The organism is Dialister micraerophilus (genome assembly GCF_947090205.1).
In the GTDB taxonomy this organism is placed as follows: domain Bacteria; phylum Bacillota; class Negativicutes; order Veillonellales; family Dialisteraceae; genus Dialister; species Dialister micraerophilus.
In genome coordinates, this window is the sequence record NZ_CAMUNF010000008.1 from 31,732 (window position 1) to 53,971 (window position 22,240).

Genomic DNA, 22,240 nt, shown 5'->3' on the forward strand with positions numbered 1-22,240 from the left:
GGTTATTGAAATATCGTTTTTATTGCTATATAATTGAAACATCCTTTAAAGTTTAATATTTTATTTATTTTTTGAGTAAAAATTTTTTTATTCATTTTGTTTTACTCATTAAATACGAAGAACGGTATGTGCTTTTGCACGTATCGTTTTTTCGTTTCTTAAATTTAAAAACATATCTTTATATGGAATAAAAAATCCGACATTTTTTTATGTCGGATTTTTATTACTTCATCGGTATTTTTATTGCTTTACCCATTGAGAAGGACCATATGTAGATGTTTTTTATTTCTTTTTTCAGAATTTTGCTTGCTGCGTTTGCGTAGATTTGAAGTTGGGTTTTGTAGTGATTTATTAGTTTTTCTTCGTTTTTCGTTTTGTCGGTTTTGTAGTCTATGATTGTTATTTTTCCGTCCGTTTCAAACATGCAGTCTATGATACCTTGCATGAATATTTTTTCGCCTTTTTCACAGTTTTTGTAGAAGTCGTCTGCCGGTAGAAGTATTGAGAACGGCATTTCTTTTTTTATTTCGCTTGCGTTTTTTAGTTCATTTCCGAGCGGACTTTTTATGAATGTCATTATTTTTGTTACGGGTGAATGTTTTCCTTTTTGTGTGAGTATTTCGTATTCTTCGTCCGTTATTGAGTTGTTGTTTTTCAGTTTTGTTATTTCGTCTTTTATTTCAGTTTCGTTTTCAAGTTTTTCAAATGGTAAGAGTTCCATTGTTTTGTGCATGAGTGTACCGTAGCTTGTTCCTGTAATCGGTTTGCTTTCTTGCATGAATTCCGGTTCCGCTCTAAATTCCGGCGGGATTTCGTTTTCGTTTGTGGTTTCGTTTTCTTTCGTTTCGTCAATTTCCGTTACCAGTACGGTGTCGTTGTCATTTTCTTCCGTCCACCGGTTTTCTTCCAGGTTTTTCATTGCGACCGCTTGTGTGGCTGTAAGTTTTACGGGTGTTTTTGTTGCTTGCGGGTATGGGTATGTCCATGTGAGTTGTCTGTTGAGCCGGTCGGGGACGGTTGTGTCGTTTTCCGGTTTGAAGAATTCGAGTGCATTTTCTTCCGTATTTTCTTTTGTGTTTTGTTGTTCGTTTGTTTGTGCGTATTTTCTTTTGATTTCGGGCGGAAGGTAGTTTATTGCCGATATGCTTTTCAGTGTGTAGTTTGATTGGTCGGTCGGTGCATCTTTTTGTATTTTGGGTTGAGTGTTTACCATGTTCCATGCTTGGTATAGTGTTTTGTGTCCCATGACTGCCGGCATTATCCAATCGAGGTAGTTTTTGGCGGTGCTTATTATGTGTGATTCAAGCAGTGCGGGGGATGTGTTGCTTGAGTTTTCGTTTAGTGATATTGTCCATTTTTCAAGATCTTTGAGAAAGTCTTTTGTTGTTCCGGTTATGTAGAGTTTGTCTTTTGCTCGTGTCATTGCAACGTATAGGAGTCTTGCTTCTTCGGCTTTGTTGGAGCGTATTGAGTCTTCTTTTATTGCGTACCAATACAGCGTGGGCCAGTGTGCGATGTGTTCTTTGCTGTAGTAGTGAAGTCCCAGTCCCATCGTTTTGTGTGTGATGTATGATGTTTTGTAGTCCGTTTCGTTGAATGTTTTGTTGCAGTTTACAAGAAATACTATGGGGTATTCGAGGCCTTTGCTTTTGTGTATTGTCATGATTTGTACTGCATTTGTTTCCGGTTTTATTGATTTTCCTTCCGGTGTACGGCCTTCTTCGGTGAGTTTTTCGAGCATGTAGAGAAATCTGTATAGTCCGTTTTTTTCTTTTTCGTCAAAGTCGAGTGCAAGTTTGTAGAAGTTTTCTATGTGAGATTTTCTGAATGTTCCTTCTGCAAGTCCGCTTATGTATGTCATGTATCCCGTTTCTTCAAGTATGTGTTGAAGGAGTTCGGATATGCTGTTGTTTAGTGAGTAGTCTTTCCAGTTATTGTATTTTTCGATGAATTTTTTTATTTTTTCAAATGTTTTCTCGCTTACGTATTTTTCGGTAAGCGGTAATGTTTCCCACCATGTTTGTGTTTTCAGTTCGTTTTTTGCGATTGCTATTTTTGCAAATTCCGTTTCGTCCATGTTCGCAAAGTATGAACGCAGCACTGCAACCAACGGCAAATCTCTGTAGGGGTTGTCGATGATTTCGAGTAATGCACGAAGTATTTTCGTTTCTGTCGAATCCAAGAAGTTGTCATCGTTTTGTGTTGCTGCCGGTATGTTGTATTCGTTGAATATTTTCAAAAAGAGTGATGCTTTTTTTGAAAGTGAGCGTGCAAGTATTGCGATGTCTTTGTATTCCGCTTTGCGATACGTACCGTCCGGGTTTGTTACTGTGAGTTCGTTGTTTATTATATTTTTTATTTCTTCTGCGATGTATCTTATTTCGGTTTCTCCGTTTTCGATTTGAGATTTGTCCCCGTCGCTGATTTTTTCTTCGAGTTCTTTGTTGTTTATTATGTTTATCGAAACGGATCCGTGTTCTTTGTTTCCTATGTATGTATCCGGCGGCGTTTCTTGCAGTCTTCCGGCATGCAGCGCTTCATCATCGTTGTAGCTCAGCTCCAATATTTCAGGGTTCATTATTTGTCTGAATATGTAGTTGATTGACGACAGGAGCGCATGATCGCTTCTGAAGTTTTTGTTCAGTACAATCAGGCGATTTTTTGCGTTTTCATCTTTTGTGAATGTGGAGTATTTGTCGAGAAATATTGTGTGATCCGCCATTCTGAAACGGTAAATGCTTTGCTTGAGGTCTCCTACCATGAAGAGGTTGCGGCCGTTTGATATGAGTGTTGTTATCAGTTCTTGTATGGAGTTTGTGTCTTGGTATTCGTCTATCATTATTTCTTTGTATTTTTTTTGAAGTTCTTTTGCGGCTTCGGAGAGTTCGATTTCTTGTTTTCCGTTTTCAAGTTTGTGTTTTTTTATGAGTATGTTGAGTGCATAGTGCGTGGTGTCGGAAAATTCCATTGTACTTTCTTTTTGTTTTCTTTTCAGGTATTCATTGTAAAATTCCGTTGTGATTTTTGAGAGTATTTCTATTGTAGGACAGGTTTTTTTCATTTCTTCTATCCAGCGTGCTTCGTCTATCGCAAAGTACATGGCGGATATTTCCGTTAATTTCTTTTTTATGTTTTGGCGTGCACTCAGTATTGTTGTTTTGTATATTTCAAGTGCTTCGGGGTTTTCCGCTTGAGTTTTCTTTACGGGTTTTAAGCTTCTGAATGTTATCTTATTTATAGTTTCGTGCCATTCTTTCCATGTTTTTGCATTGCAAAGTATGCTTATCGCCGCCAGTTCTTCACTGAGTGTTTCGGTGTAATTCATAAGCGCTTTTTCTTTTTCTATGAGGTTGAACATTATACGGTAGTTGTCTTCCCATTCTTTTGCAAGGTTGTGAAGGTGGGTCAATATTATTTTTGTGTACGGAAGGTCGTCTATGTTTGTTGCATTTTCAAGTTTGTATGGAGTTGAAAGTGAATTCAACCATTCTTCGGGAAACGGCATCGAGCATGAGAATGTGTAGAGTTTCAATATTATTTCTTTCAGTTTTGTGTCTCTGAATTTTCCGGCGAACATGTCTGCACAGTTCAGAAAGTCTTTGTCGTTTGATGAATAGTATTTTTCGAGTATTTCCGAGAGTATTTCCTGCTGCATGAGGTAGAGTTCTTTTTGGTTGTTGATTATTGATATGTCCGGCGGAATGTTTATGAGGTAGAAGTATTGTCGTACTATACCGAGAAAGAATGAGTCGAGTGTGGAAAATTGCGCTCCCGACATGAGTGCTATTTGTTTATGAAGGTGCATTACCAGTTTTTCGTTATGTTCTTTTGCGGCTTTTGACAGTGCGTTGTTGAGTGCGATTGTTACACGGGATTTCATTTCCGATGCGGCGGCTTTTGTGAATGTGAGTACGAGAAGGTCGGTTACGTCTGTCGGATCGTCAAGGTCGGTTATTCTTCGTATGATGCGTTCTACGAGTACGGCTGTTTTTCCGCTTCCGGCAGCTGCAGAAAGAAGAAGGTTGCAGTTTCTCGATTTCAGTGCTTCGCTTTGTGACGAGGTCCATTTTTTGTCGCTCATTTGTCATTTCCTTTCTCGTTTAATATTTCTTTTACTTCGTTGTTTTTCAGTTTGTTTACAAAGTTGTACTTGTTTTTGAGTGCGATGTCGAATCGACATATGCTTTTGTACGGGCAATAGTTGCATGCTGTGTATTTGTCGTAGAGTATCGGTGAGATACTTATATTTCCTTGTGAAATTTGTTTGTAAAGGTCTATGAGTTTTTGCTCTACGGCTTTTGTAAGGTTTTCCATTTCCTGAGGTGTCAGTGTGTTTTGATTTGCTCTCAGTGTTCCGGTTTTGTTCAGTGTTACGTTTATATGTTTTTTTGTTTTCGAATCTTTATCTTCGATGCATTTATCCAGCTTTGTGAGCAGATTTGCATCCGAAAGGTAAAATCCGTCGCATGCCGATGTTTCTTCTTTTGCGGGTATTCCGTCAGGCGGAGCGCTTTTGAAGCTTTCCGCATCGTTTGACAGATAGATGTACATGAGTGCTGTCGGAATAATATTTTTTTCGGGATTTTCTTTTATCATTGCCAGCATGTATGTAACAAGTTGAAGTTTTATTCCTGAGATTATGCTTTGCAAGTCTATTGACTGTATACCCGTTTTATAGTCGCATACCGCAAGTGCGCATTGTGATGTTTCCGTTGTATATGAGTCTATTCTGTCTATTTTTCCACGCAGCGTAAACGTATCTTTGTCATCGGCTTTTATATTTATTTTGAATTCACGTTCCAAGTCCGTTGTTTTGAAATCGCTGTTTTCGCTCCAGTTTTTGAATTGTTTTATTGATTTTTTGAATGTCATATTCAAAAGTCGATGTGTGTATGCGTTTGTTGCGTCCGAGGTGAGTGTTCCGTGTGCAACAAGCGGTGTAATTATTGAAGAAATTTGATTTGAGAAAGCGTCTATTTCATCATCACTCAGGTCCTTCCATGTTTTGTTCATTGACGATAAAAGATTTCCGAAACGTTTAAGTCCCGAGTGAAGGTAGTTTCCGAAGTCGATGTTTTGTATCCGTCCGTCTTGACGGTCGCTCAGTTTCAGTCCTCTGTTGAGGAAATATTTATACGGGCATGAACGATACTCTTCCAATTGTGAAATTGAACCGTAAAATTTTCCGTACGGTTTGAAAAGTTTATTCACTATGTCTTGCGACAGCGTGCTTGCAGTCGAGTTGTATTTAAAACTTTTTTGTTGATCGTAAAAAAGTTCGGCGTATTCGTTATGCGATTGTGTCGCCCAATTTTTGAGATATGTCCAGAAGCTGTTTTTTTCCGGAAGTCCCTGTCTTAAAATTTCCGGCAGAAGTGTTATCGCCTGCTTGGGATTTGAGAAGAATGTCATATCTTTTGTGTCGTAGGTGGGTCTGTCGGCAATTTCCTCTTTGTGTGCGTAATTCAGAGAAATTATTTTTTTATAAATGAATGACGGCTCCAAAGGTTTGTTTTCCGAGTCCGTTTTCGGATACGAGATGTACATGTATTTTTTTGCACGTGTCAATGCAAGGTATGTGTAAAATTGTTCCTCGTATATGTTAAATACAAAGTCGTTTCCGAGTGTAAGTGTGTTTTCCTTTGCAAGATGTTTTCTTTCTGCTTCCGTTATGAAGTTTGTATTTTCAATGTCTTTCGGAAATTCTCCGTTTGCCATTCCGGGGATAAATACTGCTGTGCTTTCCATGTGGTAGCCTCTGCTTATGGAAGTTGCGGTAATGTGGTCCAATGTGTCGGGTATGGTTGCAAATGACAAGTTGAAAAGTCCGCTTTTCAAAACGTTCATGAAATATTCTTCGGGAAGTGTGTCTTCTCCTGCGATATTTACAAGTTCGTCCAAAAGTGAGATGAATTTTTTCCACGCCTGAATGTGCGGCTTTTTTTGTGTTTTTTCAAATTCGATTTTGTCACGTTCTGCAAGTATTTGAGGTATATTTTGAGAAACGAGCCATTCGTAAAGTATGCGGCAACGTTCCTTTACCGAGGTGTTGGTGTTCCATTCTTTTTCAAGATTTCCGAGCGTTTCGAGAAGTTTTTTTCTGCAGCTGTTTGCCTCTTCGTTTTCGGATTTTTCATTCTCGGAAAGTTCGTTTTCCGGATTGTCTATGTCTTTTACCGTTCGATAATTCCATTCTTTATCCCATTGGAAAAATCTTATTCCGTTTTTGATTATGTAATTTTCAAGTTTGTTTACTTTTTCCGGCGGGAAATTTTTCAAAAGTCCGGTTTTGAGTATCGGAAATAAAATATGTCTTGAGTATCCGGAATTTTTTCTGCTTGCCTGTGCGGTGAGAAATTCCAAAAGTCCCGTTACCGACACTATAAGCGGATGATTGTTCATTGTGTCTTTTTTGTTTATGAAAACGGGTAATTCATATTTTTTGAATATTCTTTCGATTAAGTCCGTATACAATTCGGGGTTTCTCAAAAGTACTGTTATATCTCTGTAGCGTAATTTTTTATCACGTACGAGTGTGAGTATTTTTCTTGCGATAAAATCTACCTCGACAGATCTGTCCGCTGCCGATGACGGATATATTCCGCCGTCGGTTTCTTCTTTTTCACGACATTCGTAAGGTGTCGTTTCAAATCCGTGTTTTACCAGCGAGCGTATGCGGCTTGATTGAAATCTATGCAGCGTTGTAAGTATTGTCGCATCCGATGTTTTTTCATTTTCTGAAAGTATTCTCCATGTTTCCGAAGGTTTCATGAAAAGAGGATTTTGTATTGCCTGCTCGGTAGATTCAAAGGGGAGTGTAATTGTCACTTTTTTTGCGTTTTTTACAAGTGCCGAAATTATTTTCATTTCTTGAAGTGTAAATCCGTGGTATCCGTCTATCCATATTGCAGATTTTTTTATAGAGTCCGATTTAGATATTTCAGTTGCAAGCAAATCAAAAATTTCACCGTTGTAAGAAAAACGGTTTGTGAGATATTCATGATATTTTTTGAAAAGAAGGTGCAAATCGTCGAGTTTTTTTCCCAAGTGAGAGTCTTTTTCTTTTTTTGCCGCATTTTCGAGCATTTCTTCAGTTATGAGGGAACTGTTGAATTGATGAAAAATATCTTTTAAAGATTTTATAAATTTAGGTTGAGATGACATTTGAGAAAGTACGGAAAGATTATTTTTCTCTTCACTCAATATAAGACTTAAAACGAGGTCTTGTCCCAATTTTGAAATTGCATCGTGTTTACGTGTTTTTACTTCACGAAAAATTTCGTACGCAAGTCGTGAAAATCCTGTAACCGTTACATTTGTAAATCCGCCTTCGGGAAATGTTTGTGCAAGAATGTATTCGGTTGTGTATGTGCTTTGATCGGGTACGATAAAGTACGCACTTGAATCTTTGTTTTGTGTGTATTCGAATATTTCTTTGCAGCAGCGTGCGGTTTTGCCCGAGCCTGAAAGTCCGAAAATGAATTTTAGTGACATAAAATCTCCTCTATAAAAAATATTTCATTAATTTATATTATAAATGAGATACAAAAAAGTTGCACCGAAATGCAACTGCAAGTCCGATGTGTTTGCAGCAAAATTTGAAATGAAATGGGAGTTCGTACTTGGAATTTTAAACTTTTGAGTTTGTCGTTTTCGTTTTTGAATTGAAAGTCGGATTTGAATTTATATTGAATTGACTTTTTTAGATATGCTTGCTATAATAAAGACGCTAAAACGAAAAAAATAAATATAGATTTATTTAACATAGGAGGAATTAATTATGTCAATGGCAGGAAAGAGCATTGCAGAATTTAAGGTAAACGCATATCAGACAGGTGAATTCAAGGTTGTAACGGACAAGGATTTGCAGGGTAAGTGGAGTGTACTTTTCTTTTATCCGGCAGATTTCACATTTGTATGTCCGACAGAATTGGAAGATTTGCAGAACAAGTATGACGAATTCAAGAAAATGGGTTGTGAAATTTATTCAGTTTCTTGTGACAGTGAATATGTTCACAAGGCTTGGCATGAAAGTTCCGACAGAATAGGCAAGGTTGAATACACAATGCTTGCAGATCCCAACGGAAATTTGGCAAAGAGTTTCGATGTTTACGTGGAAAGTGACGGAATGGCGGAACGTGGTACATTTGTAATCAATCCGGAGGGAAAGGTCGTATTGTATGAAGTAAGTGCGGATAATATCGGACGTAATGCCGATGAACTTCTTCGTAAGGTACAGGCGGCACAGTTCGTTTACGAACACGGTGATGAAGTTTGTCCGGCAAAGTGGGAACCAGGTGATGATACTTTGAAACCTTCCTTTGATTTGTCCGGTAAACTTTAAAAGGTACTTGTGAATGGAAAAGTTATATGATGCAATAATAGTCGGTGGAGGGCCTGCGGGGCTTTCTGCCGCTATTTATATGGCGAGAGCGCAGTTCAAGGTACTTGTTGTCGAAAAGGAAACTATCGGCGGACAAATTACAATTACTTCGGATATAGTAAATTATCCGGGAGTTGTAAAAACTGACGGTGCGACTCTTACAAAACAGATGAAAGTTCAGGCTGAAAATTTCGGTGCGGAATTTTTAATTTCAAAAGTAAACAAGCTTGAGCTTGAGGGTGATTACAAAGTTGTACATACCGATGTGGGAAGTTTCAAAGCTTTGAGTGTCATATATGCAGCAGGTGCTCATCCCAAGAAAGCGGAGTTTGAAGGTGAAGATGAATTCCGCGGTCATGGTGTGGCTTACTGTGCGACATGTGACGGAGAATTTTTTACCGATAAGGATATATTTGTAATCGGTGGAGGATTTTCCGCCGTAGAAGAAGCATTGTTTTTGACACGTTATGCAAAAAGCATTACCGTGGTAGTTCGCAGAGATAAATTCTCGATTTCATCTGCGGAAGTTGAAGAATTGATAAATCATCCCAAAGTTACCGTAATGTACAATACTCGACTCAAATCGGTTCAGGGAGATAATTCAATTCGTAAAGTTGTATTGAAAAACAATGTAACCGAAAAAGAAACTGCATATAAATCATTCGACAAAGACTTTTTCGGAGTATTCGTATTCATCGGATATGAACCGGAAAATTCACTCGTAAAAGGTTTATTGGAATTGAATGCACAGGGCTATGTGGTAACCGATCGTAATCAAGAAACGAATATAAAAGGTGTGTATGCCGCCGGAGATATTTGTATAAAGAATTTAAGACAGGTTGTTACCGCCGTATCCGACGGTGCAATTGCTGCGACAAGTGCCGAAAAATATTTGGGCATTCAGTATCGCAAACTAAATTTGGAGAGAACTTTCGTAAAGCCGAAAATTCAAAATGTTGAAGAGAAAAATGTACCGAAAGCATCTTCAAATGCCTTTTTGGATGATAATATGCGTAAAGCACTTGTGCCGGTATTCGATAAATTTGAAAATCAAATTGTACTTCGTGTATATACCGATGACAGCAAGGTTTCGAGAGAAAACACAAAAATTGTAAATGAAATAACATCTCTTTGCGAAAAGATAAAATCCGAATTTGTTCCGGTATCACAAGAAAGCGAAAGATACATGATTTCCATATGTGACAAAGACGGTACGGACAGAGGATTGAGATTTCACGGTATACCCGGCGGACACGAGTTCAATTCATTTGTACTTGCAATGTACAATGTGGCAGGTCCGGGACAAAATATAGGTGAAGAAGCAAGTAAACGTATTGCGAATATAAAGAAATCCGTGAAAATACAGATTGCAGTTTCACTTTCATGTACGATGTGTCCTGACTTGGTAGCTGCCGCTCAGCGTATAGCTTCCGAAAATACGAATGTAACTGTTGACGTGCATGATTTGCAGTACTATCCGCAAATGCGTGAAAAGTACAATATAATGAGTGTACCTTGTATGATAATAAACGGAGAAGAAATACATTTCGGAAAGAAAAATTTATCTCAAATATTGGATATACTCGGTGTATAAAAAAAGGCGACTGAAGTCGCCTTTTGTATTACAATTTTCCGTCTTCGATTACAAGATCGTCGGGATTTACGGAGCTTCCGTAAACCGGAGCAAGTGTTTCCTCATAATCTTTGTGGAAGAAATTTTCCTTTGCCGATTCTTTTATTTCATTATTTATATAATCGAGAAGCTCTTTATTGCCTTTCTGCACCGCAGGTGCAATTACTTCATCTTTTCCCAAATGTGTAATACCCACTTTGTATTCGGGATTTTTCATGGCCCATGCAAGCACTTCGGTGTTGTCGGTAGAAAATGCATCGCCTCTTTTGTCGAGCAAAGCGTTGTAAGTTTCGGAATATTGATCGAATTTGAGTAATTCTACTTCAGGATGATTTTCAGTGAAATAAGTTTCCGCAGTAGTTCCTTTTGCGACAATCAATTTTTTGCCTTTCAACTGTTCGACAGATGTAATGTTTTGATTTTTGGGTGAAACCACACCTATTGCTACTTTCATATATGGAAGTGCGAAATCCACTTGCTCGGCACGTTCCTTTGTCACAGTGAAATTTGCAAGAATTATATCTACCTTTCCTGTTTTTGCATATTCGGTACGGTTTGCCGGTTCAAGAGAAATGTACTTGGGCTTCACTCCCAAATCTTTTGCAAGACGTTCTGCAAAATAAATATCATATCCTCGGTAATTACCGTTTTTGTCTATATATCCGAACGGAGCTTTGTCGCTGAAAACACCTATTATCAATTCTCCGCTCTTTTTAATTTCTGCGATGGAGCGATAAGGTTTTGATTCCGTTTCCGAATTTGATGCGCAGCCTGAGGCAAAAGTCAATGCCAAAATCGAAAAGATTGCCATTAAAAACATTGTAATTTTTTTCATAGTGAACTCCTCTTTGTATAAATTTAAAAACCGGATGTGAGAAATTGTTTTGTACGTTCCTTATCGGGGTGATTGAAAATTTTATCCGGTGTACCTTCCTCGGAAATCAGACCTTTATCGAAAAATAGTATTCGGTCTGCAACCGCTTTTGCAAAAGACAATTCGTGAGTAACTATAATCATTGTCATTCCGCTTTTTGCAAGTTCAGTTACAAACTGTAAAACTTCACTTACGGTTTCAGGATCGAGAGAAGCGGTAATTTCATCCATAAGTACCAACTTAGGATTCATAATCAATGCACGAATAATTGCAATTCGCTGCTTTTGTCCGCCGGACAATTGAGAAGGCCATGCATCGGCTTTATCCGAAAGGTGTACACGCTCCAACAATTCAAGAGCCTCACGTTTTACTTCTTTTTTATCTCTTTTTTGTACTTCCACCGGAGCAAGCATAATATTTTGTAAAACTTTCATATGATTGAACAAGTCATAACTTTGGAAAATCATTCCGATACGTTGACGCACATATTTACCTGAAATCGAACCGTCGGAAATACATTCGTCATCAAGGTATATAGAACCGTCGTCTATAAATTCAAGTCCGTTTATACAACGCAGAAAAGTGGATTTTCCGCAACCGGAAGGACCTATTACAGCGATTACTTCACCTTCTTTTACATCAAGGGAAATATTTTTTAAAACGGTATTTTCGCCGAAATTCTTTTTTAAATTTTTTATTGAAAGCAATATTTTATTTTGCATATCTGCCGCTCCGTTTCTTTTCCAAATAAGAAGATAATTTTGAAAGAGGCCAGCAAGAGAAGAAATAAAGGAAAAATATCAAACCGTACATGGGAAGTGCCGCATCGGGTGAAGTATAGCGATTTGCTTCTATAAGCTGCTGTCCCGTTTTGAGAACTTCCACAACTCCGATCATAACTACAAGCGAAGTTGTTTTTATAATTCGTGTAAACAAGTTTATTGCCGGAGGAAGAAGAAATCCGACAGCTTGAGGAATAATTATGAAACGATACATTTGAAATTTCGAAAAACCGAGAGCTGCCGCACTTTCATATTGATTTTCAGGTATCGACTCCACTGCCGAACGTACAAGGTCGCCCATCTCCGCCATGCCCCATAAAATGAAAACTGTCAATGAAGCGATGAACCCCGAAATGTGTATATTAAATGCTTTTGCAATTCCGAAATATGCGATAAAAAGAAGTACAAGCTGCGGCATTATACGCATGAACTCGAGATAAAATTTCGAAAGCAATTGTATAAACGGATTTTTCAAAGTCATTATCAATCCGACAAAAAGTCCCAATATACAAGAGCCTGCTACCGAAAGCAATGAAATCATCAAAGTAGTTCCCAAACCTTGAAGTAATCTCAAACCGTTCACACCTTCAAACAGAAAATTTAATTCCGATAAATCCATAGCGTCTTCCTTTCCAATAAATAAGCGATTATAGAAACGGGTAATAAAATAATTAAGTATGCAATAACGAGCATGAATAAAGTTTCATCGGTCTTGTAATAAAGACCTATTAAATCTTTTGCCACATACATAAGATCGGGAATTGCACAAACACTGAAAACCGAAGTTTCTTTTATAAGAAAAATTATGTTTGCACAAACGGAAGGAATCGAAACCGAGACTGCTTGAGGAATAATAACGAAACGGAAAATTTGATACTCACCCATTCCCAATGCCGCCGCAGATTCGATTTGAGATTTTGCAACAGATTCCAATCCGCTTCGAAACGTTTCCGCCATGTAACTTGCTCCCAAAAATACAAGTCCTGAAAGTGCGCAATTTTCACCGGAAATATGTATTCCCGCTTTAGGAAGACCGAAGTAGAGAAAAAATAATTGCACGAGCAGAGGAGTATTTCTCGAAAGCTCTATGTAAAACTTGCATATTTGTGAAATTACCGGAACTTTTTTGTAGCGTATTACACTTATAAAAAGTCCGAATAAAAGAGAAAGCACAATTCCGAAAAAAGCAATTCTCAATGTCGTCAAACCTGCATCGACAAACAAGTGAAGATATTTGAAAATATAAACAGTATCCATTTTATTTTCCTTTTCAAACAACAAAAAAAGACGGGAAGTGCATTCCCGCCTTTGATGACAAATATGCAAAAATATCGTTACAAAATTGTACCTATTCGATCGACAGGAGCACACGCAAAAGAAACATGGCAGCAACAAACCATGCAGGTACAACAGCAGCAAATTGTAATTGTATTCCATGTGTTTCTCATGATGTGTTCCTCCTTTGTAAATTTTTATCATGATAGCATGTAAAATAATCAATGTCAACAAAATTGATGAAAATGTTTGTTTCAAAGGTGTAAAACGCTTGCTTGTTACTTGTAAAAAAACGTGACATAATAAAGAATATGAGAGAATTTTGAAAAGGCGGTATATAATGGAATTTGAAAAAGTTTTGGAAAACAGAAAAACCGTAAGAGAATATACAAACAAAAAAATACCTTCAAGTACGGTAGATGAACTTTTAAATGCGGCGATACGTGTACCCGTAGGAATGCACAATGATGAGGGGTATGCAATTGTTTCAATAAGTGATGAAAAAATTTTGAAAAGTATAACTGAAGAGAGCATAAAATCGGGAGCGAAAAAAGATCCTTTATATGGAGTTCCGCTTGTAATAATCGTTTGCGAAACCGAAAAAGCGATAGAAAATCTGGTTGACTTCGATTGCGGAATAATTGTCGAAAATATACACTTGAAAGCGACCGAATTGGGATTGAGCTCGGTAATACTCAGAGGTTTTGTCGGACATTTGGGAGAAAAGCGCAATATTTGAAATTATCCGGATTGGGTAATGATATAAAGCCCGTTATTGCGATAGGCATAGGATATGCAAAAAATTCCGAAAGTGTAAAACCGTCAAAAAGAAATTTTAAAATAATTCGTGTGGAGGAATAAATACAGATATGAAAAAACCGGTAATAGGATCGGTGAAGTTGGACGGATGGGCGGTATTGGCGCCTATGGCAGGAGTAAGTGACCTTGCATACAGAGTTATCGCAAGAAAACACGGTGCAGCCATGACGACTGCCGAAATGGTAAGTTCACGAGGACTTTATTATAAAAATGAAAAAACCGAAGAAATGCTGAAAATAGCACCTGACGAACATCCGGTAGCGTTGCAGCTCTTCGGAAATCAAGCGGAAATAATGGCATTGGCTGCAAAAGAAGTTGAAGAGGCCGGTGCGGACGTAATAGATATAAATATGGGATGTCCGATGCAAAAAGTTGTAAAAAACGGTGACGGATGCTCGATGATGAAAGATATAGACAACTCCGCAAAAGTAGTCGAAGCAATGGTAAAAGCCGTAAAAGTTCCCGTTACCGTAAAAATGCGTATAGGTTGGGACAGAGAAAATCTGAACTCCCCCGAGCTTGCAAAAGCCGTAGAAGCCGCAGGTGCCGCAGCAATTACCGTACACGGAAGAACAAGAGAAGAAATGTACAGCGGGAAAGCGGACCTCGATGCAATAAGAAAAGTTGTTGAAGCGGTAAAAATTCCCGTATTCGGAAACGGTGATATAGTGGACGGACCGAGTGCAAAAAGAATGATGGAAGAAACCGGTTGCGTAGGAGTGGCGATAGGAAGAGCCGCATGGGGAAACCCGTGGATATTCAATGCGGTAAATACATATCTTGAAAGCGGAGAAACGGTAGAAGAACCGTCTTGGGAAATGAGACTTTCAATGGCGAGAACTCACCTTGGAAATTTGGTAAAAGAAAAAGGTGAATATACGGCAATCAGAGAAATGCGTGCACATGCAAGCCACTACTTTCACGGACTTCCGAAAGCGACCGCACTCAGAAGAGAAATCATGAAATGTGAAAGCGAAGGAACATTCAATCAAGTAGTAGACTTGTATGAAGAAGAATTGGGACTTTCAGAATAAAAATAAAAAAATGTATTGCAAAAAAAGCGATACATTTTTTTATTTTACAAAAAAATTACAAAAAACATTTTATTATACAAAAACTATACAAAAGATATGCGAGTATTTTACATTCTCTTTTTATAATGAAATCGGAATAATGAAATTGGAAAATGAAAGGAGAAATTATATGAAATTAAGAAAATGGTTGGTAGCAAGTGTTGCGGCATTGGGAATATCCGTACTGTTGGCCGGTTGCGGAAGCGGTGAAAGCACGCAAAAAGGCAGTACCGTTACGGGATCGGGGTCATCGGCATTATTGCCGCTCGCAAAAAAAGCGGCCTCCGCATTTAAAGAAAAAAATCCGGATGTATCAATCATACTTAATGCCGGCGGATCCGGAGTAGGTTTGAAACAAGTCTCCGAAGGCAGTGTAGACATCGGAAATTCGGACGTAGATGCCTCAATGAAACTTCCTTCCGAAAAAGCGAAAGAATTACAAGATCATAAAGTTTGCATAGTAACGGTAGCGGCAGTAGTAAATAAAGATATTTATCAAGACGTGAAAAATATAACAAAAGAACAATTAAGAGGTATTTTTACCTCAAAAATAAAAAACTGGAAAGAAGTCGGAGGACCGGACGAAGAAATCGTATTGATAACAAGACCGAAAACCTCAGGCACAAGAATGCTTTTTACAAAGTATGCACTTGACGGCACGGATGAAACTGCAAATGCAACTTTGGAAACCGACGACAACGGAACATTAATCGAAAATGTATCGCAGACAAAAGGAGCGATAGGATATGTTGCATTGCCGTATGTAAGAAACAGTAAATTTGTAAATGTCCTTGCAATTGACGGAGTAGAACCGACAGTTGAAAACACATATAACGGAAAATATCCTGTATGGGGATACGAACATATGTATACAAAAGGCGAAGCAAAAGGTGCCGTAAAAAACTATCTCGACTTCTTTACATCTGAAGAATTCGGAAAAATAATTGAAGAACTCGGATACGGAATTACAAGCAAAATGCAAGTTTCACGCTGATTTGGTGACATATGCTCAAACGTGAATATTTAGGAAAATATATATCGGCAGTATCGGCATCGGTACTGCTGATATTGACAATTGCGGTAGCCGCAAGTCTTTTGTGGAACGGAACTCGGCTTTTTACATATTTCAATCATACAATCGGAGAATTTATTTTTTCATCGGCATGGAATCCTTCCGATACGGAATTAGGTGGAGGAAAAGTCGGAGCAAGCGTATTCATAACAGGATCCGTTGCAGTATGTCTTGCATCCGTCCTTATGGTTGCACCGTTTTCTATAGCAACTGCACTATACATATCGGTAACGGATAAAAAGAACGGAGAAAAATATATAAAACCGATGATAGGGATTTTCGCCGGAATACCCTCCGTTGTATATGGCTGGACCGCACTTACGGTACTTGTTCCGTTTATACGGGATATATTCAATCTTCCGACAGGGCAAACCGTACTTGCTGCATCAATCGTACTTGCGATGATGATTTTTCCTACAGTGACAGCCGTTATCGCCGATGCATTCAAAAATGTACCTCCGAAATATATTGAAGGCGCCTACGGACTTGGAGCCACACGTTGGCAAATGATTTACAGCATATTGATACCCTCGGCATCATCCGGTATAGTGACAGGATTTGTTTTAGGACTTACGAGAGCATTCGGAGAAGCACTTGCCGTATCTATGGTAATAGGAAAAATGAGAATAATACCGGACTCGATTTTATCACCGGCGGTAAACCTTACAACGGCAATTGCATCCGACATGGGAGGGGCAACAGCAGGAGGAGAACTCAGCTATGCACTATGGTCCATGGCATTACTCTTATTTTGCATATCTATGTTCTTCGTAATAATCATTCATATGCTTCACCGAAAGGACAACAAGTGATGGAAGAAACAATCGGAATTTACAAAACCGTTCATAGTGGAAAAATAAAAATCGGAAATATAAAAAGAAACAGAATTACGGATCATGTTGCAACTTCGATTATAAAAATATTTACAGGAATAACGGTTGTCGTATTTGCATTATTTCTTGCAAACGTACTCTATAACGGAATAAAAGTATTTTCACCCGAAATACTGTCATTTACGGAAAAGGGTATAGGAAATCAACTGTTCAATACAATATACCTTCTCGTGCTTTCACTTTTCGTATCTGTTCCTATAGGAATTTTTTCGGGAATATACATGTCCGAATACGTTACATCCGGAAAAATTTCAAGCATCTTGAAAATGGCGGTAGAAACACTGTCGTCACTACCGTCAATAGTTGTCGGACTCTTCGGATACTTTGCATTTGTAACGTACGTAGGAACTCAATGGAACTTACTGTCGGGAGCATTGACGGTCTCGATATTTACGATACCTCTCATTACCGCAACCACATATGACGCATGCAAAGAAGTACCCGACAACTACAAACAAGGAAGTTTTGCACTCGGAGCGACACGCTTCGAAACGATAAGAAAAGTAATATTGCCGGCAGCATCGATGAGAATAATGACAGGCGTCATTCTCGCATCCGGAAGAGTATTCGGAGAAGCTGCGGCACTTTTGTATACCGCAGGAATGAGTACCGACTTCAGTTGGAAAGTTTGGAACATTGCATCATCGCAATGTCCGCTTAATCCTTTAAGACCCGGAGAAACATTGGCACTTCAAGTATGGGCATCGAGAATGGACGGAATAGGCAGCGGAGCATATGATACCGCATCTGCAGCATCTGCGATATTGGTAATAATGACAATTGTATTCTGTTTAAGTGCAAACTATATAAGTAGGTACTTTTCAAGAAAAAGCGAAGGAAGTAAATAATGGAAAAACACACAAAAGAAAATGAAAATTTACAAAACATATCCTTTCAAATAAAAAACTTGTACTTGTACTACGGAAAAACGCAAGCACTTAAAAATATTTCAATAAATATAGAAAAAAATAAAATAACGGCACTCATCGGACCTTCAGGCTGCGGAAAATCCACATTTCTGCGGACATTGAACAGAATGAACGACTTTATAGAAAATTGCAGAGTTGAAGGAAAAATTTTATATAGAGGAAAAGATATTTACAACGAAACGGATCCCATATCGCTCAGAAGAGAAGTTGGAATGGTATTTCAACAACCGAACCCCTTTGCAAAAAGTATCTACGACAATATAGCATATGGAGTAAGACTCAAAGGAATTACGAAAAAAGACGAACTTGACGAAATTGTGGAAAAAAGTTTGAAACAAGCTGCGATATGGAACGAAGTAAAAGACAGACTGAAAAAATCCGCACTCGGACTGTCCGGCGGTCAACAACAAAGACTGTGCATTGCAAGAGCGCTAGCAATGGAACCTGAAATACTGCTTATGGACGAATCCACGGCATCATTGGATCCGGTATCATCTGCGGCGATAGAAGAACTCACTATGAAATTGAAAGAAAAATACACGATAATTATGGTAACGCACAACATGCAGCAAGCACGAAGAATATCAGACAAGACCGCATTTTTCTATCTCGGAGAACTTATAGAATATGGAAAAACCGAAAATATATTTACAACTCCGAAAAATGAACGTACATACAGATATATTTCGGGACAATTCGGATAAATATGATACAATAAATAAAAAAGAAAGGAGTAAATATGGCACTTATTTATTGCGTAGAAGATGATTCCGGAATACGTGAACTCGTTATGTATGCACTGAAAGGTCAAAAATTTGATGTAAAAGGCTTTGCCGGAGCGGAAAAATTTTACAAAGAATTGGAAAATAAAATACCGGATTTAATATTGCTGGACATAATGTTACCCGGCGAAGACGGACTATGTGTATTGAAAAAACTGAGAAAAACAAATGAATATTCCACAATTCCGATTGTCATGATGACGGCGAAAACGAGCGAATATGACATAGTGAAAGGCCTCGATTCGGGCGCCGACGATTATATAACGAAACCCTTCGGAATAATGGAACTGATTTCACGTGTGAAATCTCTTTTACGTAGAAGTAATTACGGAAAAAATACTTCAAAAGAAGAGCCGAAAATATTAAAATATAAAAACACAATAATAGATGAAGCAAAGCATGTTGTAACCGAAAACGGAAAAGAAGTCTTTTTGACGTTGAAAGAATTCAAACTGCTTCAATACCTGGTGATAAACAAAGGAATAGTTCTCTCACGAGATCGCATTATGGAAGTTGTATGGGACTCACCGATAGAAATAGAAAGCAGAACGGTAGACATGCACATAAAAAGTTTGCGTAAAAAAATCAAAGATTGTGATAAATATATAAATACCGTGCGAGGTATAGGATACCGATTGGAACACGGAAAGGAAAATAAATGAGAAATAAAATATTCAACAGTCTTCTGATAACGGGAATAACGACCGCAATAATAGTATTTATAGTTTTGGGCGTATTCTATTATCAAGGAATGCAGGAAAGAAGAACGGAAGAATTAATAAATTTGAACAAAGTAGTATCTTCCGTAATTACAACCGAAGACGAAAGCAACAGTAAAAAATATCTTGAAGAATTTTCAAAAGCGGGACACGAAAAAATACATATAGCATGGTTCGATAGAAAAGGAACAATTTACTACGACAATGAAGACAACGGCGATGCCGACCGTTATCTCGAAAGCCCCGAAGTAAACGAAGCGATTAAAACCGGCAGCGGATACAATGTACACAAAGACAAAAACGACATGCCGAAAATATACATTGCACAAAAAATTGAAGACGGTACAATTCTGAGATTTTCACTTGAACGAAACCTGCCGATAAATATTTTCTCAAACTTTTCACCGGAAATATTTATTTTCATAATAGTATTTTTGTTTGCAAGTGTAATGCTTGCAAAATACAGAACGGACAGAATTCTAAGTCCCCTGCAATCACTCGGTGACATGGTACAACGGATAATGTCGGGAGAAAACATAAAAGAACTGCCCGTAAATTACTCGGAACTCCAACCTCTGTATAAAAAAGTTGCCGAACAAAGAAATCAAATAGAAAAATACCTCGAAGATATGGAAGAAGATCGTAACAATATACGTATAGTAATGAATACGATTTATGACGGAATTATTCTTTTGAACGACAAAAAAGAAATAATTGACTACAACCGAAGAGCGGAAAAAATATTTAATCCGTCTGAAGATAAAAGATTTAGAAAAATATCCTCGATGTACTGCGATCATGATTGGCTCAGAGCCGTAGATAGAGCATATCGTGACGAAAACAGACAAAAATACACAATGACAATAGCGGACAAACCATTCAAAGTCATAATGACACGTACAATACTTCCTGAAGAACAACACGGAGTATTAATAGTACTGCGAGACATGACGGCGGAACATATTGCCGAAAAAATGCGCAGAGAATTTTCGGCAAACGTATCACATGAACTGAAAACACCGCTCACCACGATAAGCGGATTTGCCGAAATGATAGCGAAAGGAATGTGCAAAGACACCGAAGACATAAAAAATTTCAGCAACAAAATACACCAAGAATCAAGACGCATGTTAAGCCTTATAGACACAATAATGCACCTGTCCAAAATAGAAGAAAAAGAAACGACAATATCATGGAAACTCGTTTCGGTAGACAGCGTATTGAAATACGTGGCGGACCTTATAACCTCGCAAGCCACAAAAAAAGATTTGAAAATAAACTTGGATATCGAACCGGTATACATGTACGGAAATGCGGCACTCTTATCCGAACTTTTCATGAACCTTTTGGATAATGCGGTAAAATACAACGTAGAAGGCGGAAATATAACGGTACATATAAAACGTCTGAAAGAAAAATTAATGAAAATAACAATATCCGACACAGGCGTAGGAATACCGGAAGAAAAACAAAATCGTGTATTCGAAAGATTTTTCCGTGCGGAAGAAAGTCGAAACAAAGCTACCGGCGGCAGCGGACTGGGACTTTCAATATGCAAACACATAATAGAAAGACACAACGGAAAAATAGAAATAAGCAGCATTGAAGGAAAAGGAACAACTGTAACGGTCGAACTTCCATGCCTGAGCGATGAAGAAATACTTCGTGAAAATGCAACCGAAATTACGGCACAACAAGAAGTCGAAGAAGTTGAATCTGGAGAATTGGCGGCAATGGAAGCGGCGGAAGACAAAGAAATCGAAAAAGAAATAAAAGAAAACAAAGAAGTTTTGCAAGTAAGACGAAAACATAAAAAAGATGAAAAAGCACAAATGAGAAAAGAAAAACGTAAAAAGGAGAAAAAGAAGAAAAAGAACAAAGGAAAAGAATAAAAACAAAACCCTTTTGAAATGAATACCCTCACTATCGGACAATCGGTAATGAGGGTATATTTAAGGACTGTATATAAATATAAGTAAAAAACTGAATGATCTGAAACGAGAATATAAAACTTGTAATTATTTCAAAACACATTGCATTATCGGTGCAATGTGTTTTATTTTTGGTGACATATTAATAAAAACGGAAAATTATTGATAAGAATTACCTGTGAAAAAATTCCGCATTTGGAAATCGGATATTTCACACATGAGAAATGAATAAAATAAAAAATAAAAAAATTATAAAATGAGTTGTAAACGCCGAAAAAATCGGTGTTGACAAAACATCGGGGGATTATATTAAAGTAAATAAATTTATTTTGATATAAATTATGTATATTTTATATATCTGATTTATCAAAGGGGAGACGCTACGTATGAATAAAATTTTACGAAACGGTATAATTGCAACGATAGTTTTGGGTACTGTCGGCACATCAGGTTTTTATAATTATACGTACGCAAAAGGTGCAGGAGCCGTTGAATAAGGTGATGGAGCTAAAGCGGACGGAGATTACTCATTGGCATTAGGTAATTATGCAAATGCCAATAAGAAGTGTTATACATAAATAACACTACATAAGAGGGGAGATGAAAATCTTCCCTCTTTCTATTTATAAGTAATAAATTTAATAAGACGGAGTTTGTTTCAATCGTGTAATTGATTTTATAAAACAAAATATTTCATATTAAATTTTAAGTACGCATTTTATTTGATATTTTTTTAAAATAATACTTGACGGAGACTTTTTCTTGTGATAATATTATCAACATCGTCAATGAAATGATGATGCAGGACAGTTTTGAAAAGAATATCCTGAACACCTGTTGACAATTTGTTTAACCGGTGGTATAATGACTAAGTCGCGTGAAGAGCGACACGGTTCTTTGAAAACTAAACAGTACAACGAAAAAATGCAAAACATTTTTTGGTAAAAAGCCGATGTGCGAGTTTCAATATGAAACCGCAATTAATTTGAGTAAGAACAAGGCAAAAAATAATGAGCCTAGCAAACAATCTATCATGGAGAGTTTGATCCTGGCTCAGGACGAACGCTGGCGGCGT

The 22,240-nt window shown here is 37.7% G+C and carries 17 protein-coding genes; 11 read left to right on the forward strand and 6 right to left on the reverse strand.

Annotated elements, in window-relative coordinates:
* Window positions 1–223 precede the first annotated feature (223 nt).
* The gene (gene addA, locus P6922_RS04915) at window positions 224–4,081 is read right to left on the reverse strand and encodes a helicase-exonuclease AddAB subunit AddA (protein WP_276874830.1); all 3,858 of its coding nucleotides are present in this window, start codon (window positions 4,079–4,081) and stop codon (window positions 224–226) included.
* Window positions 4,078–7,494, reverse strand: coding sequence for a PD-(D/E)XK nuclease family protein (locus tag P6922_RS04920; RefSeq protein WP_276874831.1), 3,417 nt, complete (start codon window positions 7,492–7,494; stop codon window positions 4,078–4,080). The genes addA and P6922_RS04920 overlap by 4 nt, the downstream gene beginning before the upstream one ends.
* Before the next feature lie 286 nt (window positions 7,495–7,780).
* Between P6922_RS04920 and ahpC the strand changes: the two genes are divergently transcribed.
* Both ahpC and P6922_RS04930 read left to right on the forward strand, forming a co-directional pair.
* Window positions 7,781–8,344, forward strand: coding sequence for an alkyl hydroperoxide reductase subunit C (gene ahpC / locus P6922_RS04925; protein WP_276874833.1), 564 nt, complete (start codon window positions 7,781–7,783; stop codon window positions 8,342–8,344).
* A gap of 13 nt (window positions 8,345–8,357) precedes the next feature.
* The gene (locus P6922_RS04930) at window positions 8,358–9,977 is read left to right on the forward strand and encodes an FAD-dependent oxidoreductase (protein WP_276874835.1); all 1,620 of its coding nucleotides are present in this window, start codon (window positions 8,358–8,360) and stop codon (window positions 9,975–9,977) included.
* Between the two features lie 28 nt (window positions 9,978–10,005).
* Here P6922_RS04930 and P6922_RS04935 read toward each other — a convergent pair whose 3' ends face one another.
* Genes P6922_RS04935 through P6922_RS04950 form a run of 4 tightly spaced genes read right to left on the reverse strand, consistent with a single transcriptional unit; the run spans window position 10,006 to window position 12,929 of the window.
* Complete coding sequence (locus P6922_RS04935; RefSeq protein WP_276874837.1) at window positions 10,006–10,851, reverse strand: cysteine ABC transporter substrate-binding protein; 846 nt, start codon at window positions 10,849–10,851, stop codon at window positions 10,006–10,008.
* 23 nt (window positions 10,852–10,874) lie between these two features.
* Window positions 10,875–11,612 carry an amino acid ABC transporter ATP-binding protein gene (locus tag P6922_RS04940; RefSeq protein ID WP_276874840.1) on the reverse strand — a complete coding sequence of 246 codons (738 nt, stop codon included), beginning with the start codon at window positions 11,610–11,612 and terminating at the stop codon, window positions 10,875–10,877.
* Window positions 11,602–12,291, reverse strand: a complete 690-nt coding sequence (locus P6922_RS04945; protein WP_276874843.1) for an amino acid ABC transporter permease — start codon at window positions 12,289–12,291, stop codon at window positions 11,602–11,604. The genes P6922_RS04940 and P6922_RS04945 overlap by 11 nt, the downstream gene beginning before the upstream one ends.
* Window positions 12,273–12,929 (reverse strand): amino acid ABC transporter permease, encoded by a 657-nt coding sequence (locus tag P6922_RS04950; protein WP_276874846.1) that lies wholly within the window; start codon window positions 12,927–12,929, stop codon window positions 12,273–12,275. The genes P6922_RS04945 and P6922_RS04950 overlap by 19 nt, the downstream gene beginning before the upstream one ends.
* Window positions 12,930–13,287: 358 nt before the next feature.
* Between P6922_RS04950 and P6922_RS04955 the strand changes: the two genes are divergently transcribed.
* The 9 genes from P6922_RS04955 to P6922_RS04995 all read left to right on the forward strand — a co-directional run bounded on the left by P6922_RS04955 (window position 13,288) and on the right by P6922_RS04995 (window position 21,126).
* Complete coding sequence (locus P6922_RS04955; RefSeq protein ID WP_276874848.1) at window positions 13,288–13,686, forward strand: nitroreductase family protein; 399 nt, start codon at window positions 13,288–13,290, stop codon at window positions 13,684–13,686.
* Complete coding sequence (locus P6922_RS04960) at window positions 13,683–13,808, forward strand: hypothetical protein (protein ID WP_276874849.1); 126 nt, start codon at window positions 13,683–13,685, stop codon at window positions 13,806–13,808. Before P6922_RS04955 ends, P6922_RS04960 begins: the two co-directional genes overlap by 4 nt.
* An 8-nt stretch (window positions 13,809–13,816) precedes the next feature.
* Window positions 13,817–14,800, forward strand: a complete 984-nt coding sequence (gene dusB / locus P6922_RS04965; protein WP_007553773.1) for a tRNA dihydrouridine synthase DusB — start codon at window positions 13,817–13,819, stop codon at window positions 14,798–14,800.
* Window positions 14,801–14,969: 169 nt separating this feature from the next.
* A complete protein-coding gene (locus P6922_RS04970; RefSeq protein ID WP_276874852.1) occupies window positions 14,970–15,833 on the forward strand; it encodes a phosphate ABC transporter substrate-binding protein in 864 nt (287 codons plus the stop codon).
* A gap of 11 nt (window positions 15,834–15,844) precedes the next feature.
* Window positions 15,845–16,723 (forward strand): phosphate ABC transporter permease subunit PstC, encoded by an 879-nt coding sequence (gene pstC / locus P6922_RS04975; RefSeq protein WP_007553661.1) that lies wholly within the window; start codon window positions 15,845–15,847, stop codon window positions 16,721–16,723.
* Window positions 16,723–17,652 (forward strand): phosphate ABC transporter permease PstA, encoded by a 930-nt coding sequence (gene pstA / locus P6922_RS04980; protein WP_276874855.1) that lies wholly within the window; start codon window positions 16,723–16,725, stop codon window positions 17,650–17,652. Before pstC ends, pstA begins: the two co-directional genes overlap by 1 nt.
* A complete protein-coding gene (gene pstB, locus P6922_RS04985; RefSeq protein ID WP_276874858.1) occupies window positions 17,652–18,437 on the forward strand; it encodes a phosphate ABC transporter ATP-binding protein PstB in 786 nt (261 codons plus the stop codon). Before pstA ends, pstB begins: the two co-directional genes overlap by 1 nt.
* 35 nt (window positions 18,438–18,472) lie before the next feature.
* Window positions 18,473–19,177, forward strand: coding sequence for a response regulator transcription factor (locus tag P6922_RS04990; protein WP_276874859.1), 705 nt, complete (start codon window positions 18,473–18,475; stop codon window positions 19,175–19,177).
* Complete coding sequence (locus P6922_RS04995) at window positions 19,174–21,126, forward strand: sensor histidine kinase (protein ID WP_276874862.1); 1,953 nt, start codon at window positions 19,174–19,176, stop codon at window positions 21,124–21,126. The genes P6922_RS04990 and P6922_RS04995 overlap by 4 nt, the downstream gene beginning before the upstream one ends.
* Window positions 21,127–22,240: the final 1,114 nt, after the last annotated feature.

Bases quoted from the DNA above. Each gene is read 5' to 3' on its own strand.
- P6922_RS04955 (WP_276874848.1), top strand. From the start codon at position 13,288: ATGGAATTTGAAAAAGTTTTGGAAAACAGAAAAACCGTAAGAGAATAT.
- P6922_RS04940 (WP_276874840.1), bottom strand. From the start codon at position 11,612: ATGCAAAATAAAATATTGCTTTCAATAAAAAATTTAAAAAAGAATTTC.
- P6922_RS04930 (WP_276874835.1), top strand. From the start codon at position 8,358: ATGGAAAAGTTATATGATGCAATAATAGTCGGTGGAGGGCCTGCGGGG.
- P6922_RS04950 (WP_276874846.1), bottom strand. From the start codon at position 12,929: ATGGATACTGTTTATATTTTCAAATATCTTCACTTGTTTGTCGATGCA.
- addA (WP_276874830.1), bottom strand. From the start codon at position 4,081: ATGAGCGACAAAAAATGGACCTCGTCACAAAGCGAAGCACTGAAATCG.
- pstC (WP_007553661.1), top strand. From the start codon at position 15,845: ATGCTCAAACGTGAATATTTAGGAAAATATATATCGGCAGTATCGGCA.
- P6922_RS04945 (WP_276874843.1), bottom strand. From the start codon at position 12,291: ATGGATTTATCGGAATTAAATTTTCTGTTTGAAGGTGTGAACGGTTTG.
- P6922_RS04935 (WP_276874837.1), bottom strand. From the start codon at position 10,851: ATGAAAAAAATTACAATGTTTTTAATGGCAATCTTTTCGATTTTGGCA.
- P6922_RS04970 (WP_276874852.1), top strand. From the start codon at position 14,970: ATGAAATTAAGAAAATGGTTGGTAGCAAGTGTTGCGGCATTGGGAATA.
- pstA (WP_276874855.1), top strand. From the start codon at position 16,723: ATGGAAGAAACAATCGGAATTTACAAAACCGTTCATAGTGGAAAAATA.
- ahpC (WP_276874833.1), top strand. From the start codon at position 7,781: ATGTCAATGGCAGGAAAGAGCATTGCAGAATTTAAGGTAAACGCATAT.
- pstB (WP_276874858.1), top strand. From the start codon at position 17,652: ATGGAAAAACACACAAAAGAAAATGAAAATTTACAAAACATATCCTTT.
- P6922_RS04995 (WP_276874862.1), top strand. From the start codon at position 19,174: ATGAGAAATAAAATATTCAACAGTCTTCTGATAACGGGAATAACGACC.
- dusB (WP_007553773.1), top strand. From the start codon at position 13,817: ATGAAAAAACCGGTAATAGGATCGGTGAAGTTGGACGGATGGGCGGTA.
- P6922_RS04920 (WP_276874831.1), bottom strand. From the start codon at position 7,494: ATGTCACTAAAATTCATTTTCGGACTTTCAGGCTCGGGCAAAACCGCA.
- P6922_RS04990 (WP_276874859.1), top strand. From the start codon at position 18,473: ATGGCACTTATTTATTGCGTAGAAGATGATTCCGGAATACGTGAACTC.